This window comes from Stenotrophomonas maltophilia (assembly GCF_001676385.1).
Lineage (GTDB): Bacteria > Pseudomonadota > Gammaproteobacteria > Xanthomonadales > Xanthomonadaceae > Stenotrophomonas > Stenotrophomonas maltophilia_J.
In genome coordinates, this window is sequence record NZ_LYVJ01000002.1 from 223,025 (window position 1) to 241,397 (window position 18,373).

13 protein-coding genes, 1 tRNA gene and 2 pseudogenes are annotated in these 18,373 nt (G+C 58.5%); 5 read left to right on the forward strand and 11 right to left on the reverse strand.

Features of this window, described 5'->3' with window-relative positions:
* Positions 1 to 465 precede the first annotated feature (465 nt).
* The 5 genes and pseudogenes from A9K58_RS03330 to A9K58_RS03350 all read right to left on the reverse strand — a co-directional run bounded on the left by A9K58_RS03330 (position 466) and on the right by A9K58_RS03350 (position 7,218).
* Positions 466 to 2,199 carry a reverse transcriptase domain-containing protein gene (locus tag A9K58_RS03330; protein ID WP_196769148.1) on the reverse strand — a complete coding sequence of 578 codons (1,734 nt, stop codon included), beginning with the start codon at positions 2,197 to 2,199 and terminating at the stop codon, positions 466 to 468.
* 150 nt (positions 2,200 to 2,349) lie between these two features.
* Positions 2,350 to 2,586 (reverse strand): annotated as a pseudogene (locus tag A9K58_RS18925) (hypothetical protein); the annotation flags it as partial.
* An 11-nt stretch (positions 2,587 to 2,597) separates the two neighbouring features.
* Entirely contained in the window at positions 2,598 to 3,872 is a 1,275-nt protein-coding gene (locus tag A9K58_RS03335; protein WP_065197982.1) for a phospholipase D-like domain-containing protein, read from the reverse strand.
* Between the two features lie 1,527 nt (positions 3,873 to 5,399).
* Positions 5,400 to 6,473, reverse strand: coding sequence for a bZIP transcription factor (locus tag A9K58_RS03345; RefSeq protein WP_155760418.1), 1,074 nt, complete (start codon positions 6,471 to 6,473; stop codon positions 5,400 to 5,402).
* 292 nt (positions 6,474 to 6,765) lie between these two features.
* Complete coding sequence (locus A9K58_RS03350) at positions 6,766 to 7,218, reverse strand: hypothetical protein (protein ID WP_065197984.1); 453 nt, start codon at positions 7,216 to 7,218, stop codon at positions 6,766 to 6,768.
* Between the two features lie 115 nt (positions 7,219 to 7,333).
* On the opposite strand from A9K58_RS03350, the gene A9K58_RS03355 reads away from it, so the two are divergent.
* On the forward strand, positions 7,334 to 7,831 hold the full coding sequence (locus tag A9K58_RS03355) for a MarR family winged helix-turn-helix transcriptional regulator (protein ID WP_065197985.1): 498 nt from the start codon (positions 7,334 to 7,336) through the stop codon (positions 7,829 to 7,831).
* Positions 7,832 to 8,238: 407 nt separating this feature from the next.
* Here the strand turns inward: A9K58_RS03355 and A9K58_RS19395 are convergent, their stop codons facing one another.
* Positions 8,239 to 8,580: a hypothetical protein gene (locus A9K58_RS19395; RefSeq protein ID WP_155760419.1), complete on the reverse strand. Its 342-nt coding sequence runs from the start codon at positions 8,578 to 8,580 to the stop codon at positions 8,239 to 8,241.
* Positions 8,581 to 8,619: 39 nt separating this feature from the next.
* A complete protein-coding gene (locus tag A9K58_RS03360; protein ID WP_065197986.1) occupies positions 8,620 to 9,153 on the reverse strand; it encodes a hypothetical protein in 534 nt (177 codons plus the stop codon).
* Between the two features lie 149 nt (positions 9,154 to 9,302).
* On the opposite strand from A9K58_RS03360, the gene A9K58_RS03365 reads away from it, so the two are divergent.
* Positions 9,303 to 9,644 (forward strand): helix-turn-helix domain-containing protein, encoded by a 342-nt coding sequence (locus A9K58_RS03365; protein WP_065198142.1) that lies wholly within the window; start codon positions 9,303 to 9,305, stop codon positions 9,642 to 9,644.
* 5 nt (positions 9,645 to 9,649) lie between these two features.
* Here the strand turns inward: A9K58_RS03365 and A9K58_RS03370 are convergent, their stop codons facing one another.
* Positions 9,650 to 10,852: a site-specific integrase gene (locus tag A9K58_RS03370; RefSeq protein ID WP_065197987.1), complete on the reverse strand. Its 1,203-nt coding sequence runs from the start codon at positions 10,850 to 10,852 to the stop codon at positions 9,650 to 9,652.
* A 518-nt stretch (positions 10,853 to 11,370) separates the two neighbouring features.
* On the opposite strand from A9K58_RS03370, the gene A9K58_RS03375 reads away from it, so the two are divergent.
* The 3 genes from A9K58_RS03375 to A9K58_RS03385 all read left to right on the forward strand — a co-directional run bounded on the left by A9K58_RS03375 (position 11,371) and on the right by A9K58_RS03385 (position 13,827).
* On the forward strand, positions 11,371 to 12,873 hold the full coding sequence (locus A9K58_RS03375; protein ID WP_155760420.1) for a P-loop ATPase, Sll1717 family: 1,503 nt from the start codon (positions 11,371 to 11,373) through the stop codon (positions 12,871 to 12,873).
* Between the two features lie 104 nt (positions 12,874 to 12,977).
* Positions 12,978 to 13,370, forward strand: a complete 393-nt coding sequence (locus A9K58_RS03380; RefSeq protein WP_196769149.1) for a hypothetical protein — start codon at positions 12,978 to 12,980, stop codon at positions 13,368 to 13,370.
* Positions 13,345 to 13,827 carry a hypothetical protein gene (locus A9K58_RS03385; protein WP_065197990.1) on the forward strand — a complete coding sequence of 161 codons (483 nt, stop codon included), beginning with the start codon at positions 13,345 to 13,347 and terminating at the stop codon, positions 13,825 to 13,827. Before A9K58_RS03380 ends, A9K58_RS03385 begins: the two co-directional genes overlap by 26 nt.
* A gap of 325 nt (positions 13,828 to 14,152) precedes the next feature.
* Here the strand turns inward: A9K58_RS03385 and A9K58_RS03390 are convergent.
* The 3 genes and pseudogenes from A9K58_RS03390 to A9K58_RS03400 form a co-directional block, all read right to left on the reverse strand.
* Positions 14,153 to 14,228 (reverse strand) — tRNA-Thr (locus tag A9K58_RS03390).
* Positions 14,229 to 14,278: 50 nt separating this feature from the next.
* Positions 14,279 to 15,283, reverse strand: coding sequence for a 2-hydroxyacid dehydrogenase (locus A9K58_RS03395; RefSeq protein WP_065197991.1), 1,005 nt, complete (start codon positions 15,281 to 15,283; stop codon positions 14,279 to 14,281).
* A gap of 96 nt (positions 15,284 to 15,379) precedes the next feature.
* A pseudogene (locus tag A9K58_RS03400) lies at positions 15,380 to 18,251 on the reverse strand (autotransporter domain-containing protein).
* Positions 18,252 to 18,373 lie beyond the last annotated feature (122 nt).

An 18,373-nucleotide genomic window follows, 5' to 3' on the forward strand; every position in this document is an offset into this window, starting at 1 on the left:
TTAGGCGCTTCCATGTAAGCTTGAATGAAGCCAAGTGATCAGGACCAACGCGCCCTATTCGCGCGGACACGAACCACCCGCAACGAGCGACATGGATGCCCGCCCCAATGATCAGCTCGCAACGAATCCTTGGCCAATCAATAGGTTCCAGCACAGCCCAAACAAAAAGCCCCGACCAAGGCCGGGGCTTTTCATGCAACTGGTGCCGGAAACAGGAGTCGAACCTGCGACCTACGCATTACGAACCCGACCGATAAGTCACGCGAGCAAACAAAGCGGCTAGCAACAGACAGGATAAGCACTACTCGCGCAGAGCGGACCGGCAAGGACCGTCGCCAATGGCACACTGTGCGGGATCTGAGTTCCAACTGCCAAGAAGCAGTTCCTGAAACTGACCAGAAGCGACCCGAACGGCCGTAAGCGCCATCTAAGCCTCTACCAGCTTGATATTTGTTCAAAACAACCCTAGGAATTTCCGGAAAAGTACATTGCCTCGTCAATCATTTTTCTCAAGTGCGCCAGCGTGGGTAGAAAACCTGAGAAGTCCATGTCGTTAAACGGAGCCGCGCCAGCATTGACCATCGCAGCAAAATCGGTCTTCGATAGTGTCAACGAGATGTTGGGATCCTTGGGATCGAACACTCGCTCAGATAGCACAAGAGCAGTCTTCTTCGGGTACTGCCGCCTCAAAACCCCTTGCGAGTGAAGACCCTCAGCATCAAATTCGTCCGAGAAGTACAGGCGCCTGCCCTCTGATGTAACCCTGGAGGAATCAATTCTCCTGTAGAGTGATTCGATACAGTAATTCCCAGTTACGAACTTTGGCCTAGAAAGGCACGCAGCAAAAACCATTCTTCCGAGTCGAACGTGCGAACCCTCGTTCAGTGAAATTTCCTTAAGGAAGCTCGGGTTGTCGTGGTCAAATATCCCAATGGTCAGCTCTTCGACGTCAACCTTGTTGATCCGATGGAGCGTCTTAATCATGTCTGTATCACCGACATCCCCTTGGTAGTTGTGGAGTCTTAGTGCCACATTGGAGAAGTCGATCCGATCGGAACAGTGGCGCAATGCTGCCTCTAGATGTAGCAAGTCTGTTGGACCCTCCGCCATAATTCGGACTGGAAAGCTAGGATTCATCCTAGGAAGCATCTGCCGCAGCTTGGGGTATCCCCGATGCAGTGAAGCAATATGTCTGGTGCCGGAGCGGGAATCAATGTACGCCGCGAAACTGGCCTTTCCGCGGATCAGGTGGTCTATAGACTCTGTCACGCCCTTCCTTGATGCCTGAGGGCGTGCCCACGTATTGACGATCTCAGTAGCCTGCGCATCTTCCATCCTGCTGCGAAGATGCAGAAGGGTGCGGAGCTGCCGCTTCCATTGCCTCGGAACATTCACGTGCGAATTGACGATTAAGCCTGTGATCATTTGACGAGAGTTGGACTTAGATAAATTGAACTTCTTCAGATTCAACTCAAATCCATTCTTTTCAAAAATCCGGGATACCTCTCCTCCCGGCACCTCTCCCAGCAAGTCATTTCGCTCGACCAGGGGGAACAGGTTCTTTCGCATATTGGTAGAGAAGCACACGTCATCAGCATAACGTGTGACCGTGATTCGATGCTTGCGCGAAAATCCAGCGAGATCTAGATCAAGAGAGCGACAGATGATGTTTGATATGGCGGGAGAGGAAGGAGACCCCTGCGGCAGCTCACCGTCCTTGCAGCAAAGTTGGGCGAGCATTGTTGCTACGTCCAAAGGCAGGCCAAAAGGTGCCGCCGCGAACATGCCTCGCACTCTGCCAAAATTGATGCTGGGAAAGAATCCCTTAATATCAGCTGTAACGACGGTAGAGCGCCGCCTATGTCTGTATGCGTGATCAAAAATGCCGCGACCTGGAATATAGCCTTTCGACAAGTTGCGCGGAGGCGAGATATCATAAAGCACGCTCGAAATTCGCTTCTGAGCATACTTCAGCGCTTTACGCGGCGCCGATATCATTCGAGCTCCCCCATTCCTCTTTGGAATCAGGAAGTCCGTGTACTTCTTGCTGGTGGGCAGTCGGTACAGTATGTAAATCAGCGTGGACTCTTTGATGCCAATCCAGTTGGCAAGCTCACTCCTGCTTTTGATGGACCTAAACGCGATCGCGTTGGGCGAGAGCAGTGATGTCTTCTTGATAGGAGGTGGTGAGGCTGACATGGGCATCAACTTACCGCGTAATGTAACGTTAAGTGCGCAAAGTCCACATTGGGACAGCGGGGACGCTCTTGGACCAACAGGTCCGTTCAATGCCGACGAATGCATCGGCCAACAACATGTCCATGCCGCCTCACCAATTCAGATGATAACTCACCGCAATCGCAGACAAAAGAGGGATACCCCCTTCACGGACGGCTCTAAAGGAGCTGCGACCTCCTGATTCTGCCTGGCAACCCTTCGCCTCATTCTTAAGTGATGGGTTCGCTCGATCTAGTCAAGCGCACCCGCCCGTGCCGCACCCATTGTGAGGTAGCTCTTTCTGCAGATCCTTTCGCGCTTGAACGGCACCAAAGTGCCTTCGCACGCCGCGTTGTCGCCGCAATGCCCAAACAGCCACCTCATCCTACTTGACTTACTCTCGCGCCGAAGTACCGCAAGACCTTTGTCGTTCTACCATTGATGATTGGCAGCTCCTCGCGGTTGGTCCAGCCAACCAGTTCTTGTACGTTCGCCCGCCCAAACTCATTCAACTTGAACTTCGGCGAGTAGATGGCGTTCGCCATCCTCTCCACGATGTCTCCTCGGCCATGTACGATGTATGCGAGGGTCTTCCTCGTCTTGGCCGGGTCATTGAGGGCTGGAAACTGCTTCTTCCAGGTTGGCAGCCCTCCCTCAAAGAACCTGAATCGATCATGGAATGAGTGCAGCGTTGCCAAGGCATCGAACAACTCCGAGTCGCCGGCCTGACTAATCGAATCTTCGGTTGAGAAGACAGACCTCAAGCGAGGATAGTTATCGACGACAATCCTCCCCTCAAAATGCGGCCAAGGGGTTCGGCTCCAAGCTTCAATCAGCGGCTCAAGCATCGACCGCTGCTCAGTCTCTGAACGTAACGGCGCACTCGCCCAAGAGTCGCCACTCGCCACAGTCTCGCGCACATAGCTAAGGAACGAGTCGATCTCAATGCGCAGAGGAATTTCCTCCTCAGAGACTTTTCTATATCCACTAGCCTCATAGACCCGCCTGATGACATTGAAGGCTGAAGTGGTTTCCTGATAACTACGCCTGAACCCATCGACGAAGGCAGAGCGCTTATCCTGCCTGGCCTCACTGCGATCGATGTTTGCAGGTGACGTCTCACCAAGCTCTCCAAGGACCTTCTGCTCCAGCACTCCAACCTCATGGTCGAGCTTGGAAAATTGTCGATAGAGGCCTCTGTAAGTCGACAGCTCTGAGTCAGTCGGCACCGAAGCGCCGGCCCAATAGTCATCAAATATCGATACAAGATCCTGAAGGCAGCCGTCATGCTGATCGATGTGGACCACAACCTCCTGGTTCGTCATCAGAGCAGATCGAGTCAGATTCGCAGATCCGACCAAGGCCTCCTCATCCCCTAGGATGTAGAGCTTTGGATGGAATGTTCTGCTTGTATAGACTCGCAAGTTCATGTTCGGGTGCTTTCGCACACGCTCTATCGCATCAGGACTTGTAGGAAATCCGAGTCGAACGACCATATAGACGCTGCAACCCTTGTACAACAACCTCTCGACAACTTCAGCATCCGTGAAAAATGCAGAAGCAATGCAGACGGAGAGACCGCGATCTGCCCATCGCTCCAACTCGTTCAGCAGAAAATCGCCCTTGGAATTCCTGTTTGCATAGATCGATCTCACGCAAGTCCCCGGTTCGCTTTATGTATGGAAGGATTGTATAGCCCGCCAAAGCGCTGGCAGGAGCCACCAATTCGGAAAGCGCACTACTCACTCACATCAGACCCCACACTCGCCGCACGAAGGGGTCACGCAGTACTGATGCAGTTACCCATGGCACCACAGATGGCCAGGCGCCCTTTTGGATCAATGACTTAGCCAACCCCAACTGGCAACCAGGGTGCCGATAAGTGCCTTGTAAGCCAAGTAGCCGTCACTTTGAGCCGATTCGGGCCCGTGAAGCCCCATGGAAAGCCAGGTTGGACTCACACCTACTTTCAAGGCGGACAGCGGCTCGCGGTGTACGCGCCTCGAGACCGAACCTACGTGTAGTACCTCTCATTGACGTTACGGTTGCAGGCGAGACACTTCCGATATGCACCAAAGCGCCCAGTACGCTCCCGGCCAAGCAAGCCACCGCATTCGCACACCAGCTGGCTGCGCCCTTGATCCCAGCGCCATAGCCGCACAGTAGCGACAAGTGCAAGGGTGACCGATACCGCGATAGCCAACGCAGGGAGCCATCGCGCCATCGCATACACCCCTGCAAGCACCGGACTCTCCCGGAGCATTCCCAACGGCAGCATCAGCAGCAACCCCAGCGCCAAAGCCCCAAGTGCGGGCGCATACATCCTTACCATCATCCACGTCCAACGATCCATGTAGCCGTCCCGCTGATTGTTTTATGCATCCTTGAGCATATCGGTCGCAGGGGATGAGACTTGAAAGGAACACATTCCTTACCGCCCGTACAAGATCGAACACCACCGCACGCTTCATACATGGCCACCACATCTTGCGGTTGCAGGCACGAGCTCGTACACCGCCGCCCACACGTTGCACGTTAGGCTTAGGGCACATGGACTTTGATAGCGCTTCGTATGCGCTTTACATCCGCATGCGGGACCTCCAAAGCGCGCTTTCACGGCCAAGTCCCCGTGCAACCTCGCGGCCAATTTCGCCGTGGATCAATGACAACTGCGGTTCACAACAATCGACATGATTATCCGGGTAGCCATCGAATCGACCATGTGTCATGTGGATCGTCATAAACACTGCATACATGGGCGAGCAATCTATACATCACAGTGATTGCCGGGAGGTTGCGCTCATAAGCGGCCTGCAGGATGCTCGCCAGGGCTCACCAGAAGCTCGCTGAGCGCGCCGCAGGACCGGCCAGCGACACCCCTACGCAAACACCGGTGGGATTCAGCACAGAGGCTTACAGATCATCCTCGATGACTCCGAGGCGCGCTCTCCACACAACCCCGGCTATAATTTTCTGCGCGTCCCCGAAGGGGCGCGCATCTGGACCCGAGGTGCGAGGGCCGAAGGCCCGAGTACCGATGGGACCAGTCACGGGACATCAACGTTGGCATCCCAATAAATATCTACCTTCTCAAAGAGAAGGTAGTTGCTCTTGATTTATAGCTCTTATGGGGCCGCTGACAAGCAAGCTCGTTTGCGCTCATAAGACCTTATTGGCGCTCGCTATGCAGCCAGTTTTCGCCGTTGCTCCTCGCGATGCTTGCGCTGGCTGTTCCGGTTCTGCTCACGCCTCCTGTCCGCACGGGGATCGCCAGAGGCGCCTGCCGCGTTCAGCGCGCGTGTCACCTTCCGCTTTACGCTCGAGCACTGCACGGCGAATGGGCAGTTGTGACACGGCATATCCCGCACGTCGTTACGATTGCCGATGCACGCCGGAACGTATCCTTCAGGCGCGTCGTTGACCTCAGCAGGCACGGCGACCATCGCTAGCGCATCCCGGACCATATCTGCTTCAAACATCGCCTTGGCACGCGCCTCTGTCAGCGGTCCACCAGCCCCAAGATATCGCGCCAATTGGGCGGAACGGTCCTTTGCATGCAACACATCGGCACGCAATGCTCGCATTGCCGCAGCATGCACGGGATCTTCTCCAGACGGCTCCATAAAGAAGCGCCGATCCCAAGCGGGCAAGAACAACCGTTCACTAGCTTCAGCCCAGGTCGGATGTCCTCGCATCCATGCACCGAACAACTTCCCGGAAATCAGCTGGTTTGGCAATGGTGGGCGCTTCGCCTTCCGGCCCACGATCCATCGTTCCATGACGACCTCGCAGAACAGATCGTACGGCATTCCCAGTTCGTCAGCCTTCTGACGGGCCCGCCACAAGCTGGTAATAACCGCCCTGTCGTTCAATGCGAGACTTGGCGCACAGGGCTGCTTATGCGGCGCTTCGGAAAGGTCAAAGTGGCGCGCCCAAGCAGCACGGTACGCGGCGGTGTATGCCTCCGTGAAGGCCTGCGTGGCCTGCACCGGGGACATGTAGCGGTTCCCGATCCAACGGTTGCGCAGCAACAATGCCTCTTTAGCAAGCAAGCCTTTATCGATGTACGTGCGCTGGAAGACCAGCTCTCCCACCTGTCGCTCCACGGGATCAGCCGACTTCAGCGCGCGCTGATACGAGGCATCCCTGCTCTGCGCCTCCATCATGTTCTTCGCAGACGCCTTCTTTCGGGCCGGATTAGGCCGTTTTACCTTTGCCTTCCCGCCCGTCGCGCCTGACTCTTTGTTCCTAGCCATTCTCCTGCCCTCCTCGATAAAGACAGTGTTATACCGACCGGGCCGATGAAATCGCCGGTCTTCTGATGTTCACTAGCGCACGGCGCGCCCGGACGCTTTCGCTGCGGGCGCGCAATGGATTGGATGAGGGAACGGCCCCCAAGCGGTTGGATGGCGCTATCGCCAAATGTGACAGCCTGAACTTCACCTGGTCCCAGGCCATTCCTAGCCATCACGCTCCTTAGTGCCGTTAGGCGCAGAGGGGCCCCTCCGCACCCAACATGGTCGCCAAGGGCCGCTACCGGCTCGGGCCTCAGCGACTGACGGCGTCGAGTTCCATCACGTGCAGCTGTACTTCAGCAGAGACAAGCATTGCAGGAGTGATGCGTTTCTTGCCGCAGTGGCGCAAGTAGGTCACAGCACGCTGAACGTAGTCGCGGTAGTTGATACCGGTCATGTCAACCATCTGGCGAGCTTTCCAGATCGCACGGAACATCGAGGCATCGCATACGCGCAGGTCGAAGCGACGGCCAGAGACACCCGTGTTCAGCTGGACCACCTTGGCGAACTCCATCGTTGCCTCAAAAGCAGTCATGTCGCGACAGGCAGAATCCCGTCGCGCCTTGCAGCAATCTTCCGCAGAAAGCGATTCCGGGCCCATGATTTCCTCGGCAATGCTGTACTGGGCGACGCGAGATGCCTCGTTACCTTCGCGCTGCGCAGCAAACAGGCGGGTGAAGCGCTCGATGCAGCTATTCTTCTTCATTGAATTTTCCCTTCTTTTGTCGCGGTTGCCGGCGGCCTCCGTCAAAAGCAATATTGAGGGCGAATAATTTGGGGGACTCATTGAAGTCGAACAGTCCGCCAACCTAAAATGCGGTATGGCAACCGCACCCTACACCCCCCTATCGCATGCTGAATTCAAGGAACTCCTGATCCTTGCTAATGACTTGACCGGGGAGTTGGATGCAGAGCTATTGCTATACAAGCCCATCAAGCTCTCCACCGCCGCGTTAATGGTGCTAGATGCGGTCGCTCGGGCCGATTCCTCCAAGGCAAGACCACTGACCCGAGCCAGCTTGGCCCGGCTCATGAAAGTTGCGCCTTCGTCGATGTCGTCTCTCGTCGCCCGATTGATCAGAGAAGAACTTCTAGAGGACAGGCCGTTGGATGACCGGTCTCGTGGACTTCAAATCAGGCAGGAGGGGCGAGTCCTGCTTGCCCAGGCAGCTGCTGACTGGAAGACTTGCTTTCAAAGGTCCAAATGCGATCTGTCGCCACTAGAGTGGCAACAAATGTTCGAGATGATCAAAAAGCTCAACAATGCACGGGAGAAAAGGCGGATTGAGGAGAGGGCAAAGTACATGCGGGCTCCCTGATGTCACAGGCATACACGTAGCAGGCGATCACACGGCAGCGAGCACGGTGCGTCATGCTATGTATGGAGTAATTCTGCCGACGACGCCACTTCGCCGCTTATGCACTGCGACTTTTGCGAACCACCTAGGACTTCGTGTTTTGGACGCAACTCATCCGCATCCGCACTAAAAGCCCAATGTCTGCCAACGCGCACCAATCGCTGCACAAGGCTCGCCTGGTGAAGCAGCTACACCCCTGCATCGACAGTCCTCGGACAGCCCAACATTGATCGGTAGCGCGATCCTATAGCGCCTACTCGATGCTGCTAACCCGGCGACTGAGACAGCAGCCAGATGGTGCATCAACTGACATAGAAAGGCCCGCTGACGTTGCCATCAGCAGGCCCGGTTGGGATGCATTTAGTCCCTCAACGAGGGCGGATACCAAGCCCCAGGAACACAGCCCCAGCGATGGTCAGGGCTTGCCCCACTGCGAGCGCATGCATGTTGGCAATGTTGCGGTAGCCGCTTGCTGAGGGGTTGATCAGGAAGTAGAGCCCAATGGCGAGTGAAACTAGCCCCAATGCCACACACGCCGCTGTCGAGCCACACTCTTCCCTGGCATTCGCGCTCGCACGATTCGATTCAACAATTGCCTTGGGCAGGTTCGCATAGCACTTAGGACACTTCGCGGATGATCTACCCGAGGGGATGGCAGCACGGCAAGCAGGGCATTGATAAAGGTTAGTTGCTGAATCGCTGGTTTGCATGTTCTCTCCTCCATGATTGGATGTGCGACGTTTCCGACATCAGCCACCGGTTGAACTACTAATCTGAGCGTCCTTGACCAGATCACGCAGCGCAGCGCGCTGCTCGTCATCTAGGCTGTATTCGGTATCGCAGACCCGGACCTCGATCCTATTGGCACGGGCGAAGGCCCCTGCTTCTGCCAAGGTCATCTTCTTGCCGAAGGAAAGGATGGCGTACTCATATCGATTGAACGCCGGCATGTCGCTGGGAAGCGAAACAGCCCTTCCGTCCACAAGCATGTCAAAGCCTGTACCCGCACAGCGAACGTCATAGGACATGTTGAAGGTGACGATGGCCGAAACGGTGAAAGAGTCCGACTTCGTTACAGCGCGGTCTCCGTCTACCACGCTCTGTAGGCTCACAGAAATGCCCCTGCTGGTCTTGGACAGTTCCGATAGCTCCACTTTGGCCTCGTAGGAGGTTCGATCCTTGAAACGGTCGTATGACCGCTGTTGTTGAGCCACTACCTCCCCGGGAACAACAGCCGTCAGCACCAACGACATGACGGCAACACGCGTAATCCGGTTCTTCATCCCAACGTCCCCGACTGAGCGCTGACGGGCCCGGCCACCCCTTGCAGCCAGTCACACCTCGCACAGCGTCATATACTGCTATGGTAATGACTTCTACTGATCAGGTATATGGCCCATACTGCTGCAGGTTCACAGACCGTTACCTCCGCGTGCCCTCGCCCACTGTCATTACTGCAACGTTTTCCAAGCGGCTCTCCGAAGCTCGAGCACTGCGCGGGCTCTCCCAGCGCGCGCTGGGGGCGCTGGTGGATAAGGACCAGGACAAGAACCGGGGTGCCGTGCTGATCAACAGGTACGAGCGCGAACGAAACCAAGCCGACATGACCAAGGCTGCGGAGTTGGCCAAGGCATTGGATGTCCCGGTCGCCTACCTGTTCGCTGAGGACGATGACCTGGCTGCGGCGATCTTGGCTTTCGCCAAGCTTCCCTCTGGGGAGCGCCAAAGGATGCGGGAAGAGCTCGAGCGTTTGGCTGGGGAGCAGAGGGACTAGCCCTCTCACGCCGCCAACTTGGCGACAGCCGCCGCCAGTGTGTCCGGGGCCAAGTGGGCGTAACGAAGAGTCATGGTGATGTCTGCATGACCCAAGAGCTCCCGGACGGTGTTCAGGTCCACGCCTGCCCGCACCAAGCGGGATGCGAAATGATGGCGCAGATCATGGAAGCGGAACACTTCAATGCGGGCATCGGCTATGAGTTTTCCCCACCCCTTCTTGATGTCGGTCACATCGAAGACCTTGCCTGCGCGGCGCTCGCCCGCTTGCCTAGCCCAACGCTGCAGAACTTCCATGGCTTCGGCATTCAACGGGATGTGGCGCTGCCTACCGGACTTGGCGTTCTCGGCTCGAATGGTCAGCATCTTTGCTTCCCAGTTGATGTCAGCCCAGCTCATCGACAACAGCTCACCACGTCTCATACCAGTATTAATGGCTGTAAGAACCACCGGGGTCAGGTGATCGACGTACCCGTCCATCGGCAAATCAGGCAGAACCGCTTGCCGGTACTTACGTCGGGCCGCATTCGCGTTCGCCCTCCCCTCAACCCCAGCTAGATCGCGCGCTGCCAGCGCGGCCCGGAGCATCGCTTCTTCGTCCGAGGACAGGAACCGAACCACCTTGCGGCTAGCTGCTGATCGCTGACGCATGCCCATGAGGGGATTAGTCTCGATCAGCTTCCACTCAACGGCCCGCGACAAGGCAGACCGCAGGCAAGCAAAGTCGCGCGCTGCGGTAGCCTTGGTGACGGCATCAGGGCCAGTGATACGCCCACGCCACCAACGTTCCATCGTGGTCACATCAATGTCGATGATCTGACGGCGCAGCAGCCACGGGAACACTGATCGGATGCGGTCCGGGTACTGACGACCGCCCTTGAGCTCAGCTATCGCCCACGGCTCGAAATGCTCGTTGAGCAGTGTTTCCAGCGTGCAACTAGTGGGCTTGGGCTTTGCGAGCGCAGGCAATCCCGACTGAACGTATTCAGCGACCGCTTGCCGGGCTTGGTCGCGGGCTTGATCAAGCGTCAGGTGCTCGACCGACCCCAAGGTACGCCGCTTACCGTGCGCCCAGGTCACGATCCAAGCTTTGTGACCTGATGGCTGCACTCGTAAGATCAGGCCACGAACCTGAGCGTCCCTGATCTCGTAGGGGCGATCTCGGGGCTCCGCCGTGAGAACTATGCGTTTGGTGAGCGCGGATGACATTGATCGGTGTCTCGTAAGTGGCGATAAGACCAACTTAGGACAGGATGCGAGGCGGTGTTTGGATGCGGATTGTCCGCACTGAGGTTGCAGCGCCCAACCAAAGCCCACCCTCTCGTCAGTGCCAGGTCGCGCCCCCTCCCCCCTCCCCACGGCACCTGGCACCTGGCACCTGGCACCTGGCACCTAGCACCTGGCAACCATCACACCCCATACTTCGCTGTCAGGTCATCGAGGCCAAGCCACCTGCCTCTCAGGCCATTCGCAGATAGCATCTACGGCTGGATGTAGGCGCTTCGTTCGCGCTCGATGACTTACCCACAGGGGTGGACGTTGCCGCATCCCGACCATTGAATTGGCACTTTGGTCAAGGATGAGACCTAGCCTTTCACGTAGCCGCAGCTTATTGACCGGAAGCGTCTGGTACTTTTTCCCCGAAATTCCGAGTCAAAAATCAATGGCAGACTTTGGCCATCGAACCAGCAATAATGTGATCTAGAGGAAAGCAAAGGAGCAGCATGGTGTCAGTCGATTTCGATGCGTTTACGCAGGGACTTGGTCTTACCAAGTATCCATTTTCGGTTTTCACCGCCGAGGAAGAGAAGGAGTTCTTAAGCGACGCCTTTGTTCGACCTCTCGCCTACTCTCCAGCTGTGCAAGCAGCAACGAGCCGGAAGAATATATTCCTATATGGCGACAGGGGGACAGGGAAGACCGCCCTCCTTTTTGAGTTGGTGAAGGCAAGCGGGCCAGGATCGATCGTCGCTCAGATCACGGACTTCTCTGCAATTCCGATCACACCAAGTCAATCCGACATTTACAGCCTCTACATATCGACCCTCGCAAACGCGCTCCTGAAGCGCCTGCTACCGACGATGGCCAATTTTCGCCGGCCCTACAAGCTGACGAAGCATGACAAGGTGCTTATCTCATATCTGCTGCAGCACCATACGTCAACCCTCTCGCGCAACGCGTTGATGGACGATCTCCGGAGCGTACAGCACCACCGAATGAAGAGATGGGCCGCTAGTACATTCAATTTCTTCAGAAGCCTTCTCAACTCTGCTGCGGGAGCAGCAGTCGACATGCTGTCTGAGACAGTAAGCAAGTCGCTAGGGCTTCCACAGCCGACGCTTGGAGGTGCAAAAGAGTACCTGCAAGCTATTGATCTGAGCGTGGACAGCACATTGGACGAAGCAAGAGCCAATCTCGTGGTACTTCAACAGACCGTAGCGCTTTGCAAGAAGGTGGGAATGGAAAGCCTCACCTTGGTGGTCGACCGTATTGATGAGGACTCAAGGCTTCGCAACGACTCCGAACTAATTGCGGACTTCTTGAGGCCATTCCTTACCGAGAACGACATTTTCTATCAACAGGACTTGCACTTCATCTTCTCGATCTGGAGTGTTCCATTCCAAAAGGTCAAGCCCGACTTTCGATCCAATAAATTCTGTGTAGAGCAAGTCCGATGGGAGCCTGACGAACTTCTCAACATCCTGGACAAACGCCTGGAGCTTCACTCTGACGGCAAGATAGTCGCATATGCACAGGTTGTCGATGACGCCGCTATCTTCCGCGAAAAGGTTCTTCCGCTGGCAAACGCCAATCCGAGGGACCTGTGGCAGCTAATGAATCGAATCATCCGGGAGCAATATGCCCAAGACAGCACCTCGCATGTGATCACAACTGCAGCGATGGAAAGCGGTATTCGTCGTTTCGTCAAAGAATTCACCTTCTTCGAGTACTACCCTCGAAAAAAAGATGCGCGCGCGAATAGTTTGGACGTCTACTCCTACATCGCACATCTGAACAAGCTAGTTGATATCAGATTTACTACCAACAGCTTGAATGCCGCAGCAGGCACCGGAAGTTCAACCCAGAACTACATCGTAAGCATGGAGTCGATTGGTCTGGTCCGCCGGTGTGAGGAGAAGGGCCCCAATGGCTCTACCCTTTACGAGATCCGGGACCCGAAGGTCCGTTTTGCGGTTGAGAACAACTTAGAGATCCGACGGGACGCTTAATCTTGATCCGTCTCGAGACTAGAAAGCTTGGCATTGGGAGTTAAGGGATGACAGACGCTATAAGTGTGTCCAAGGACGAGGTCCAACGAAGGGTACTAGACAAGATGACCGAGTACGAAGAGCGTTCGGTCTTCGAACAGTATGCAATTTTCATGGGTAAATCTCAGCTCCTTGAGCTAGCACTCAAGGGCTTACTGGCTCGCATTTCCGATATCCAATTCGACAGCATGGAGCGCTGGACGCTAGGGCAAACCAAGAGCGAGCTTGAAAGGAAGGGGCTTCGCCCGGACTTCATACATTTCCTCAAAAGCGTCGTCAGCCATCGCAATAGCATGGCCCACGAGTTCTTGGCCAACATGGCCATATCAAGATCCATAGCTAGTTTCAGCGATCGCAAGATCCAAGGAGAGCTGAGCAAAGCCCTCTACGAACTTGAACACTTGATTCTATTTTTTGACTGGTGCGAAGAACATGACGCCTGGCTACCTGCAGCTTGATCGACCCTTCAAGATCGGCCTGCTCTCCTTTGCGATAACAGCACTGATGAGCACACAGGCCCTGTCGCAAGAAGCACACAAGCGCCGCGCCCACATTGATCCGACTCTCCTCACTTCCGGCGTATCCGACCGAGATATGATTGCTCGCGCATGCACGAAGACTGCGATTGCAGCAATTAGCGCACATGCCGCAGGGGAACTATCCACGGTCTTGAACGAAGCGGCCAAAGTGGGAAAAGGCGGCTCCAGCAACAATCAGTTCTTTAACAATCTGGTGAAGGCGTATCGCCTCGATACGTCCGACGATTTCCTCTTTGCAAGTCTGTACGATGCCCGGCTCAACCTGATGTGGCTGGAACAACTGAGTGGAGCCTACAGCAGCGATAAAGAACTCATGTTTACCACCTACCTGGCTGCGCGATGCGGCGCAACAGCGGACCCCATTTCTAGTCCCTGAATCGGCACTTGCCGAGCCTCAGAGTAACGAGTCTCGGCATACCAGCGTCAAGCGAATGCTCCCAGGAGACTCGCCCCAAAGCGTCGCGTGCTGGTCGGGATCTCGAGCTTTCCCCGCGTGATGGCGTTTGACTGAGCGGAAGGTCCTCTGAAGCCAAGTGATCAGGACCAACGCGCCCTATTCGCGCGGACACGAACCACCTGCAACGAGCGACATGGATGCCCGCTCCAATGACCAGCTCGCAACGAATCCTTGGCCAATCAAAGGGTTCCAGCCCCCCCCCAACAAAAAAAGCCCCGACCAAAGGCCGGGGCTTTTCTACAACTGGTGCCGGAAACAGGAGTCGAACCTGCGACCTACGCATTACGAATGCGCCGCTCTACCAACTGAGCTATTCCGGCGGAGCCCGCGATTTTACGGGCTGGGTGCCCCGGCGGTCAATCCACCCGGCTCAGCCCGCTTCCACCCGGTTCGCACACGCCCGCCCCGCCGCGAAATCGGCGAGATTCCCCAGCGTGATCGCCGAGATCTCCCGCAGCGCCTCCACAGTGAAGAAGCCCTGGTGGCCGGTCACCAGCACGTTGGGGAAGGTCATCAGGCGCTGGAAGGCCTCGTCGTCAATGATCTCGCCGGACAGGTCCTGGAAGAACAGCGCGCTTTCCTGCTCGTAGACGTCGATGGCCAAGTGGCCCAGCCGGCGCGACTTCAGCGCGCGGATCACAGCGTGGGTATCGACCAGGCCGCCGCGCGAGGTGTTGACCAGCATCGCGCCGGGCTTCATCCGCGCCAGCGAGGCGTCGTCGATCAGGTGCTGGGTATCCGGGGTCAACGGGCAATGCAGGGAGACGATGTCCGAACGCGAGAGCAGCTCGTCCAGTTCCACCATCATGCCGATCTCGGCGAAGGCCGGCGACGGATAGGGATCGTGCCCCAGCACAATGCAGCCCATGCCCCTGAAGATGCGCGCGGTGGCCAGGCCGATCTTGCCGGTGCCGACGAGGCCGACCGTGCGGCCATGCAGGGTACGCCCGAGCAGGCCATCGAGCATGAAGTTGCCCTCGCGCACGCGGTTGTAGGCGCGATGGGTCTGCCGGTTGAGCGTCATCACCAACGCCAGCGCGTGCTCGGCCACGGCTTCGGGGGAATAAGCCGGCACCCGTGCGACGAACAGGCCCAGCGCTTTGGCAGCTGCCAGGTCCACATTGTTGAAGCCGGCGCAGCGCAGCAGTATGGCGCGCACGCCCAGCGCATGCAGGGCGTGCAGTACCGGCGCATCGAGACGGTCGTTGACGAACACGCAGGCAGCAACGCAATCCTGCGCAAGCGCTGCGGTGTGCACGTCCAGCGCGGCATCGAAGTACACGAACACAAAGCCCTGCCCGGCCGCATCGCGCTGGTTGGCCTCGTCGAGGAAGCGACGATCATAGGGGCGGGCACTGAAAACGGCGATCTGCATGGAGGCGCCTGGCGGGAGTTCCTGCCGACCATACCGCAGCTCCTGTCCTGATGGGATGACCCCGGCGATATCGATATCGCCGGGGCCAAGTACCGCTTAGAACCGATAGCCCAGGCCCAGCATCACGCCATTCTGGATCTGCCCGCTGCGGCGCTCACCGACGTAGTCGGCCATGATCGACAGGCGCTCGCTGGCGCGGCTGGTCACGCCCACGTTCCAGGCCAACAGCTGCTCGCCCACGGCCTGGCTGCTGACACCAAACACCAGGTCCGGGGCCGCGGCGAAGCCGGTGCTGTAGCGCGCCTGCGCATCGCCCAGCTCCTTCTGCCAGACCACGCGCGCGCGCGGGGTGATGCGCTCGCCGTTGTTGCCCTCGAACGTCTTGAACACCTGCAGCCCGGCACCGGCACGGATGCTCTCCAGGCTGCCGCTGCGTCCCACCAGCGCACCGGCGCCCTGCCCTTCGTTGAAACGGGCGGCCGAGGTCCGTGCGTAGTCCACCACCGGCAGCAGCGGCTGGATCACCAGGCCCTTTCCAGTGGCGAACGAGAATGCATGCTCCACTCGTGCCGAGATCGCATCGTTGCTGTATCGGGCGCGCAGCGGCTGCTGCAGGCCCTCGATGGCCGACAGGCTGCGGCGGGTGTCGTGGCGCAGGTCGGTGTAGCGCACCGCCGCCGACAGGTAGCCCCGCGAATAGGTCGCATCCACGTAGCCGCCCACATCCAGCGCGCGCACGTCGCCACTGAAGCCGGAGCCGTCGCTGGCCTTGGTCGACATGTCGGCCGCGGCCACGCTGACGCCGAGGGTCACGCGGTCATCGGCCACGCGGGTGTCGGCACCGACCACGATGCCACCGATGGTGTGGCTCAGGCCGGCTACGCCGCCGTCGGCGTCGATGCGGCCATGGCTGGCGAAGCCGCGTGCCCACAGGCCATGACCACGATCCCCCCCAGGGCTGCCGCCGGCAGCCTCGCCCGCCGGTTCGACCAGATGCATGGCCAGCTGGTTGAACAGACTGCCGTGGCGCATGCCCGGCTGCGCCGACACCGACTGTGCCGCCTGCGCGGCCAGGCCATCGGCGTCACCGCCACTGCGCATCGCGGTCTGGTGCTGCTGCACCACGTTGCCGATGCTGCCCAGCAGTGCGTTGTCGGCCAGGCGCAGGCTGGCATGTGCATCACCACGCAGGGCGCCGGCCTGCTGCGCAATGACATCACGGTCGGCGAACTGCAGCGCGCCGAGCAGCGGCTTCAGGCCGCTGTCCTGGCGGTCGGATGCGGCAGCCAGCGCACGCCCCAGGCCGTCGCCGGAGATGCCGTTGGCGAACAGGCCCATCTGGTCGAAGCCCGGGTTGGCGGTCAGCCACAGGCCATCGGCGGTCTGGCTGACGTTGAAGCTGAGCAGCGAGTTGTGCCGTGGGCGGAACACTTCGCCTGCCGTGATGCTGGCGCTGTAGCCGGCATCACCCAGCCGCACGACATCCTGGAAACCGCCCTGGTAGATCGGCCCTTCCACCAGCTCGCGGCGGTAGGCACCGGGATAGAAGCCCTGGGCTACGTTCAACGCGAGGTGTGCGCCCTGCGCGATCACCAGCGCGCCCTCCTCCGCGCCGCCATCGTAGAAGCTGCCGACGCGCAGGCGGCCACTGCCGGCACCACCGGCTTCGGTAACATCGAACAGCACCTGCCCGCCGGGCATGATGTTGACGTAACCGTGGGTCACCAGATCACCGCCGCGCGGCATCAGCGTGCCGAACACCCGCAGTCGGTTGAAGCCGTCTTCGCGATAGGACGGGCCGGTGCCCTCCAGCAGCGCATCGCTGTCGGTGCCGACCGATGCAATATCGCCGTGCCCAACCACGATGCCGCCCGGCATCACCCGCAGCTCGGGGGTGCGCAGCGCGCCACCCTCCAGTGCGATGGTGGCGTCATCGACCAGCATGAAATCGGCGCCGGTGGTTTCCGCGGTGCGCCAGGTGGCGCCATTGCTGACGCGGATCACGCCGGCCGAACTGGCCAGGGCCGAGGCATCCAGATCGGCAAGCCGCAGCTGGCCGCGCAGCTCATCCTGGATCTCCGGATCGGCGAGCAGCTGCTGCAACGACTGCGCGCCGATGCCATTCGGCCCCCGTGTGGAGACGTTGTACAGGCTCACCGCGTAGTTGATGTAGGTGCTGGCCCAATCGGTGTTCCAGCGCGCGAAATCGTCATCGACGAAGGCCTGCAGCTGGCGCGCGGTGCGCAGGTAGCCCGGGTTGATGTCACCACTGACGTTGCTGGTGACACGAAGTGTGTCGCCCGGATCGTGGTAACCGGCGGCGGTGATGATGTTGTTGCCGCGGATGTCCTGGCCCTGGAACGACTCCAGCTTGCTGCCGCTGCCATCCGGGTCGAACGTGACCGACGTACCCGTGGTGCGCGCCGGATCGCGGAACCAGCAGGCCATTGGGCTGCACCACCTCATACATGGCTTTGTGCAGCAGGCCCGCGTCCATGCCACCACCGTAGTTGCCGGTATAGATCCGGGCCATGCGTGCCGACGGCGCATAGGTGATCCTGCCGCCGCTGCTGGCGGCATGGATCTGCACCGAGTCGACCAGCGGCAGATCACCGCCTAGGTAGCGATTGACACCGCCGGACTGCATGATCGAGCAGGACGAGATGCAGTGGCCGGACACAATGGTGTCCAGGCCCTGGGTACGGATCACCGCCTGCAGCCACTCGCCGGCGATCAGCGCGCCACCGTTGGACGTGCGCAGCACCACTTCGCGGATCGGGCGCCCTTCGGCCTGCGCCTTGGCCAGCAGCGCAGGCAGCGCCACCACGTCGGCGACGGTGACCCCGCCGCTGAGGAAAACGCGATCGTCCTGCACGTGATAATTCATTGCCATGACGTCATCAATCGCCGCCATGGCGGTGATGCCCATCAGGCCCGCGAGGGCCACGCTCAACTTCGAATGCTTCATGTGTTCTCTCTCCGCCCGCAACACACGGGTCAGGAGTTCAACGTCGGGGCGACGCGATCTCCCCCAGCACATCGGCCCGCAAAACATGAATGCATTCACAATGTAATCATGGGCAACGCACA

Bases quoted from the DNA above. Each gene is read 5' to 3' on its own strand.
- A9K58_RS03385 (WP_065197990.1), top strand. From the start codon at position 13,345: ATGACGCCTGGCTACCTGCAGCTTGATCGACCCTTCAAGATCGGCCTG.
- A9K58_RS19395 (WP_155760419.1), bottom strand. From the start codon at position 8,580: ATGCAAACCAGCGATTCAGCAACTAACCTTTATCAATGCCCTGCTTGC.
- A9K58_RS03330 (WP_196769148.1), bottom strand. From the start codon at position 2,199: ATGTCAGCCTCACCACCTCCTATCAAGAAGACATCACTGCTCTCGCCC.
- A9K58_RS03350 (WP_065197984.1), bottom strand. From the start codon at position 7,218: ATGAAGAAGAATAGCTGCATCGAGCGCTTCACCCGCCTGTTTGCTGCG.
- A9K58_RS03395 (WP_065197991.1), bottom strand. From the start codon at position 15,283: ATGCAGATCGCCGTTTTCAGTGCCCGCCCCTATGATCGTCGCTTCCTC.
- A9K58_RS03380 (WP_196769149.1), top strand. From the start codon at position 12,978: ATGACCGAGTACGAAGAGCGTTCGGTCTTCGAACAGTATGCAATTTTC.
- A9K58_RS03355 (WP_065197985.1), top strand. From the start codon at position 7,334: ATGGCAACCGCACCCTACACCCCCCTATCGCATGCTGAATTCAAGGAA.
- A9K58_RS03345 (WP_155760418.1), bottom strand. From the start codon at position 6,473: ATGGCTAGGAACAAAGAGTCAGGCGCGACGGGCGGGAAGGCAAAGGTA.
- A9K58_RS03370 (WP_065197987.1), bottom strand. From the start codon at position 10,852: ATGTCATCCGCGCTCACCAAACGCATAGTTCTCACGGCGGAGCCCCGA.
- A9K58_RS03360 (WP_065197986.1), bottom strand. From the start codon at position 9,153: ATGAAGAACCGGATTACGCGTGTTGCCGTCATGTCGTTGGTGCTGACG.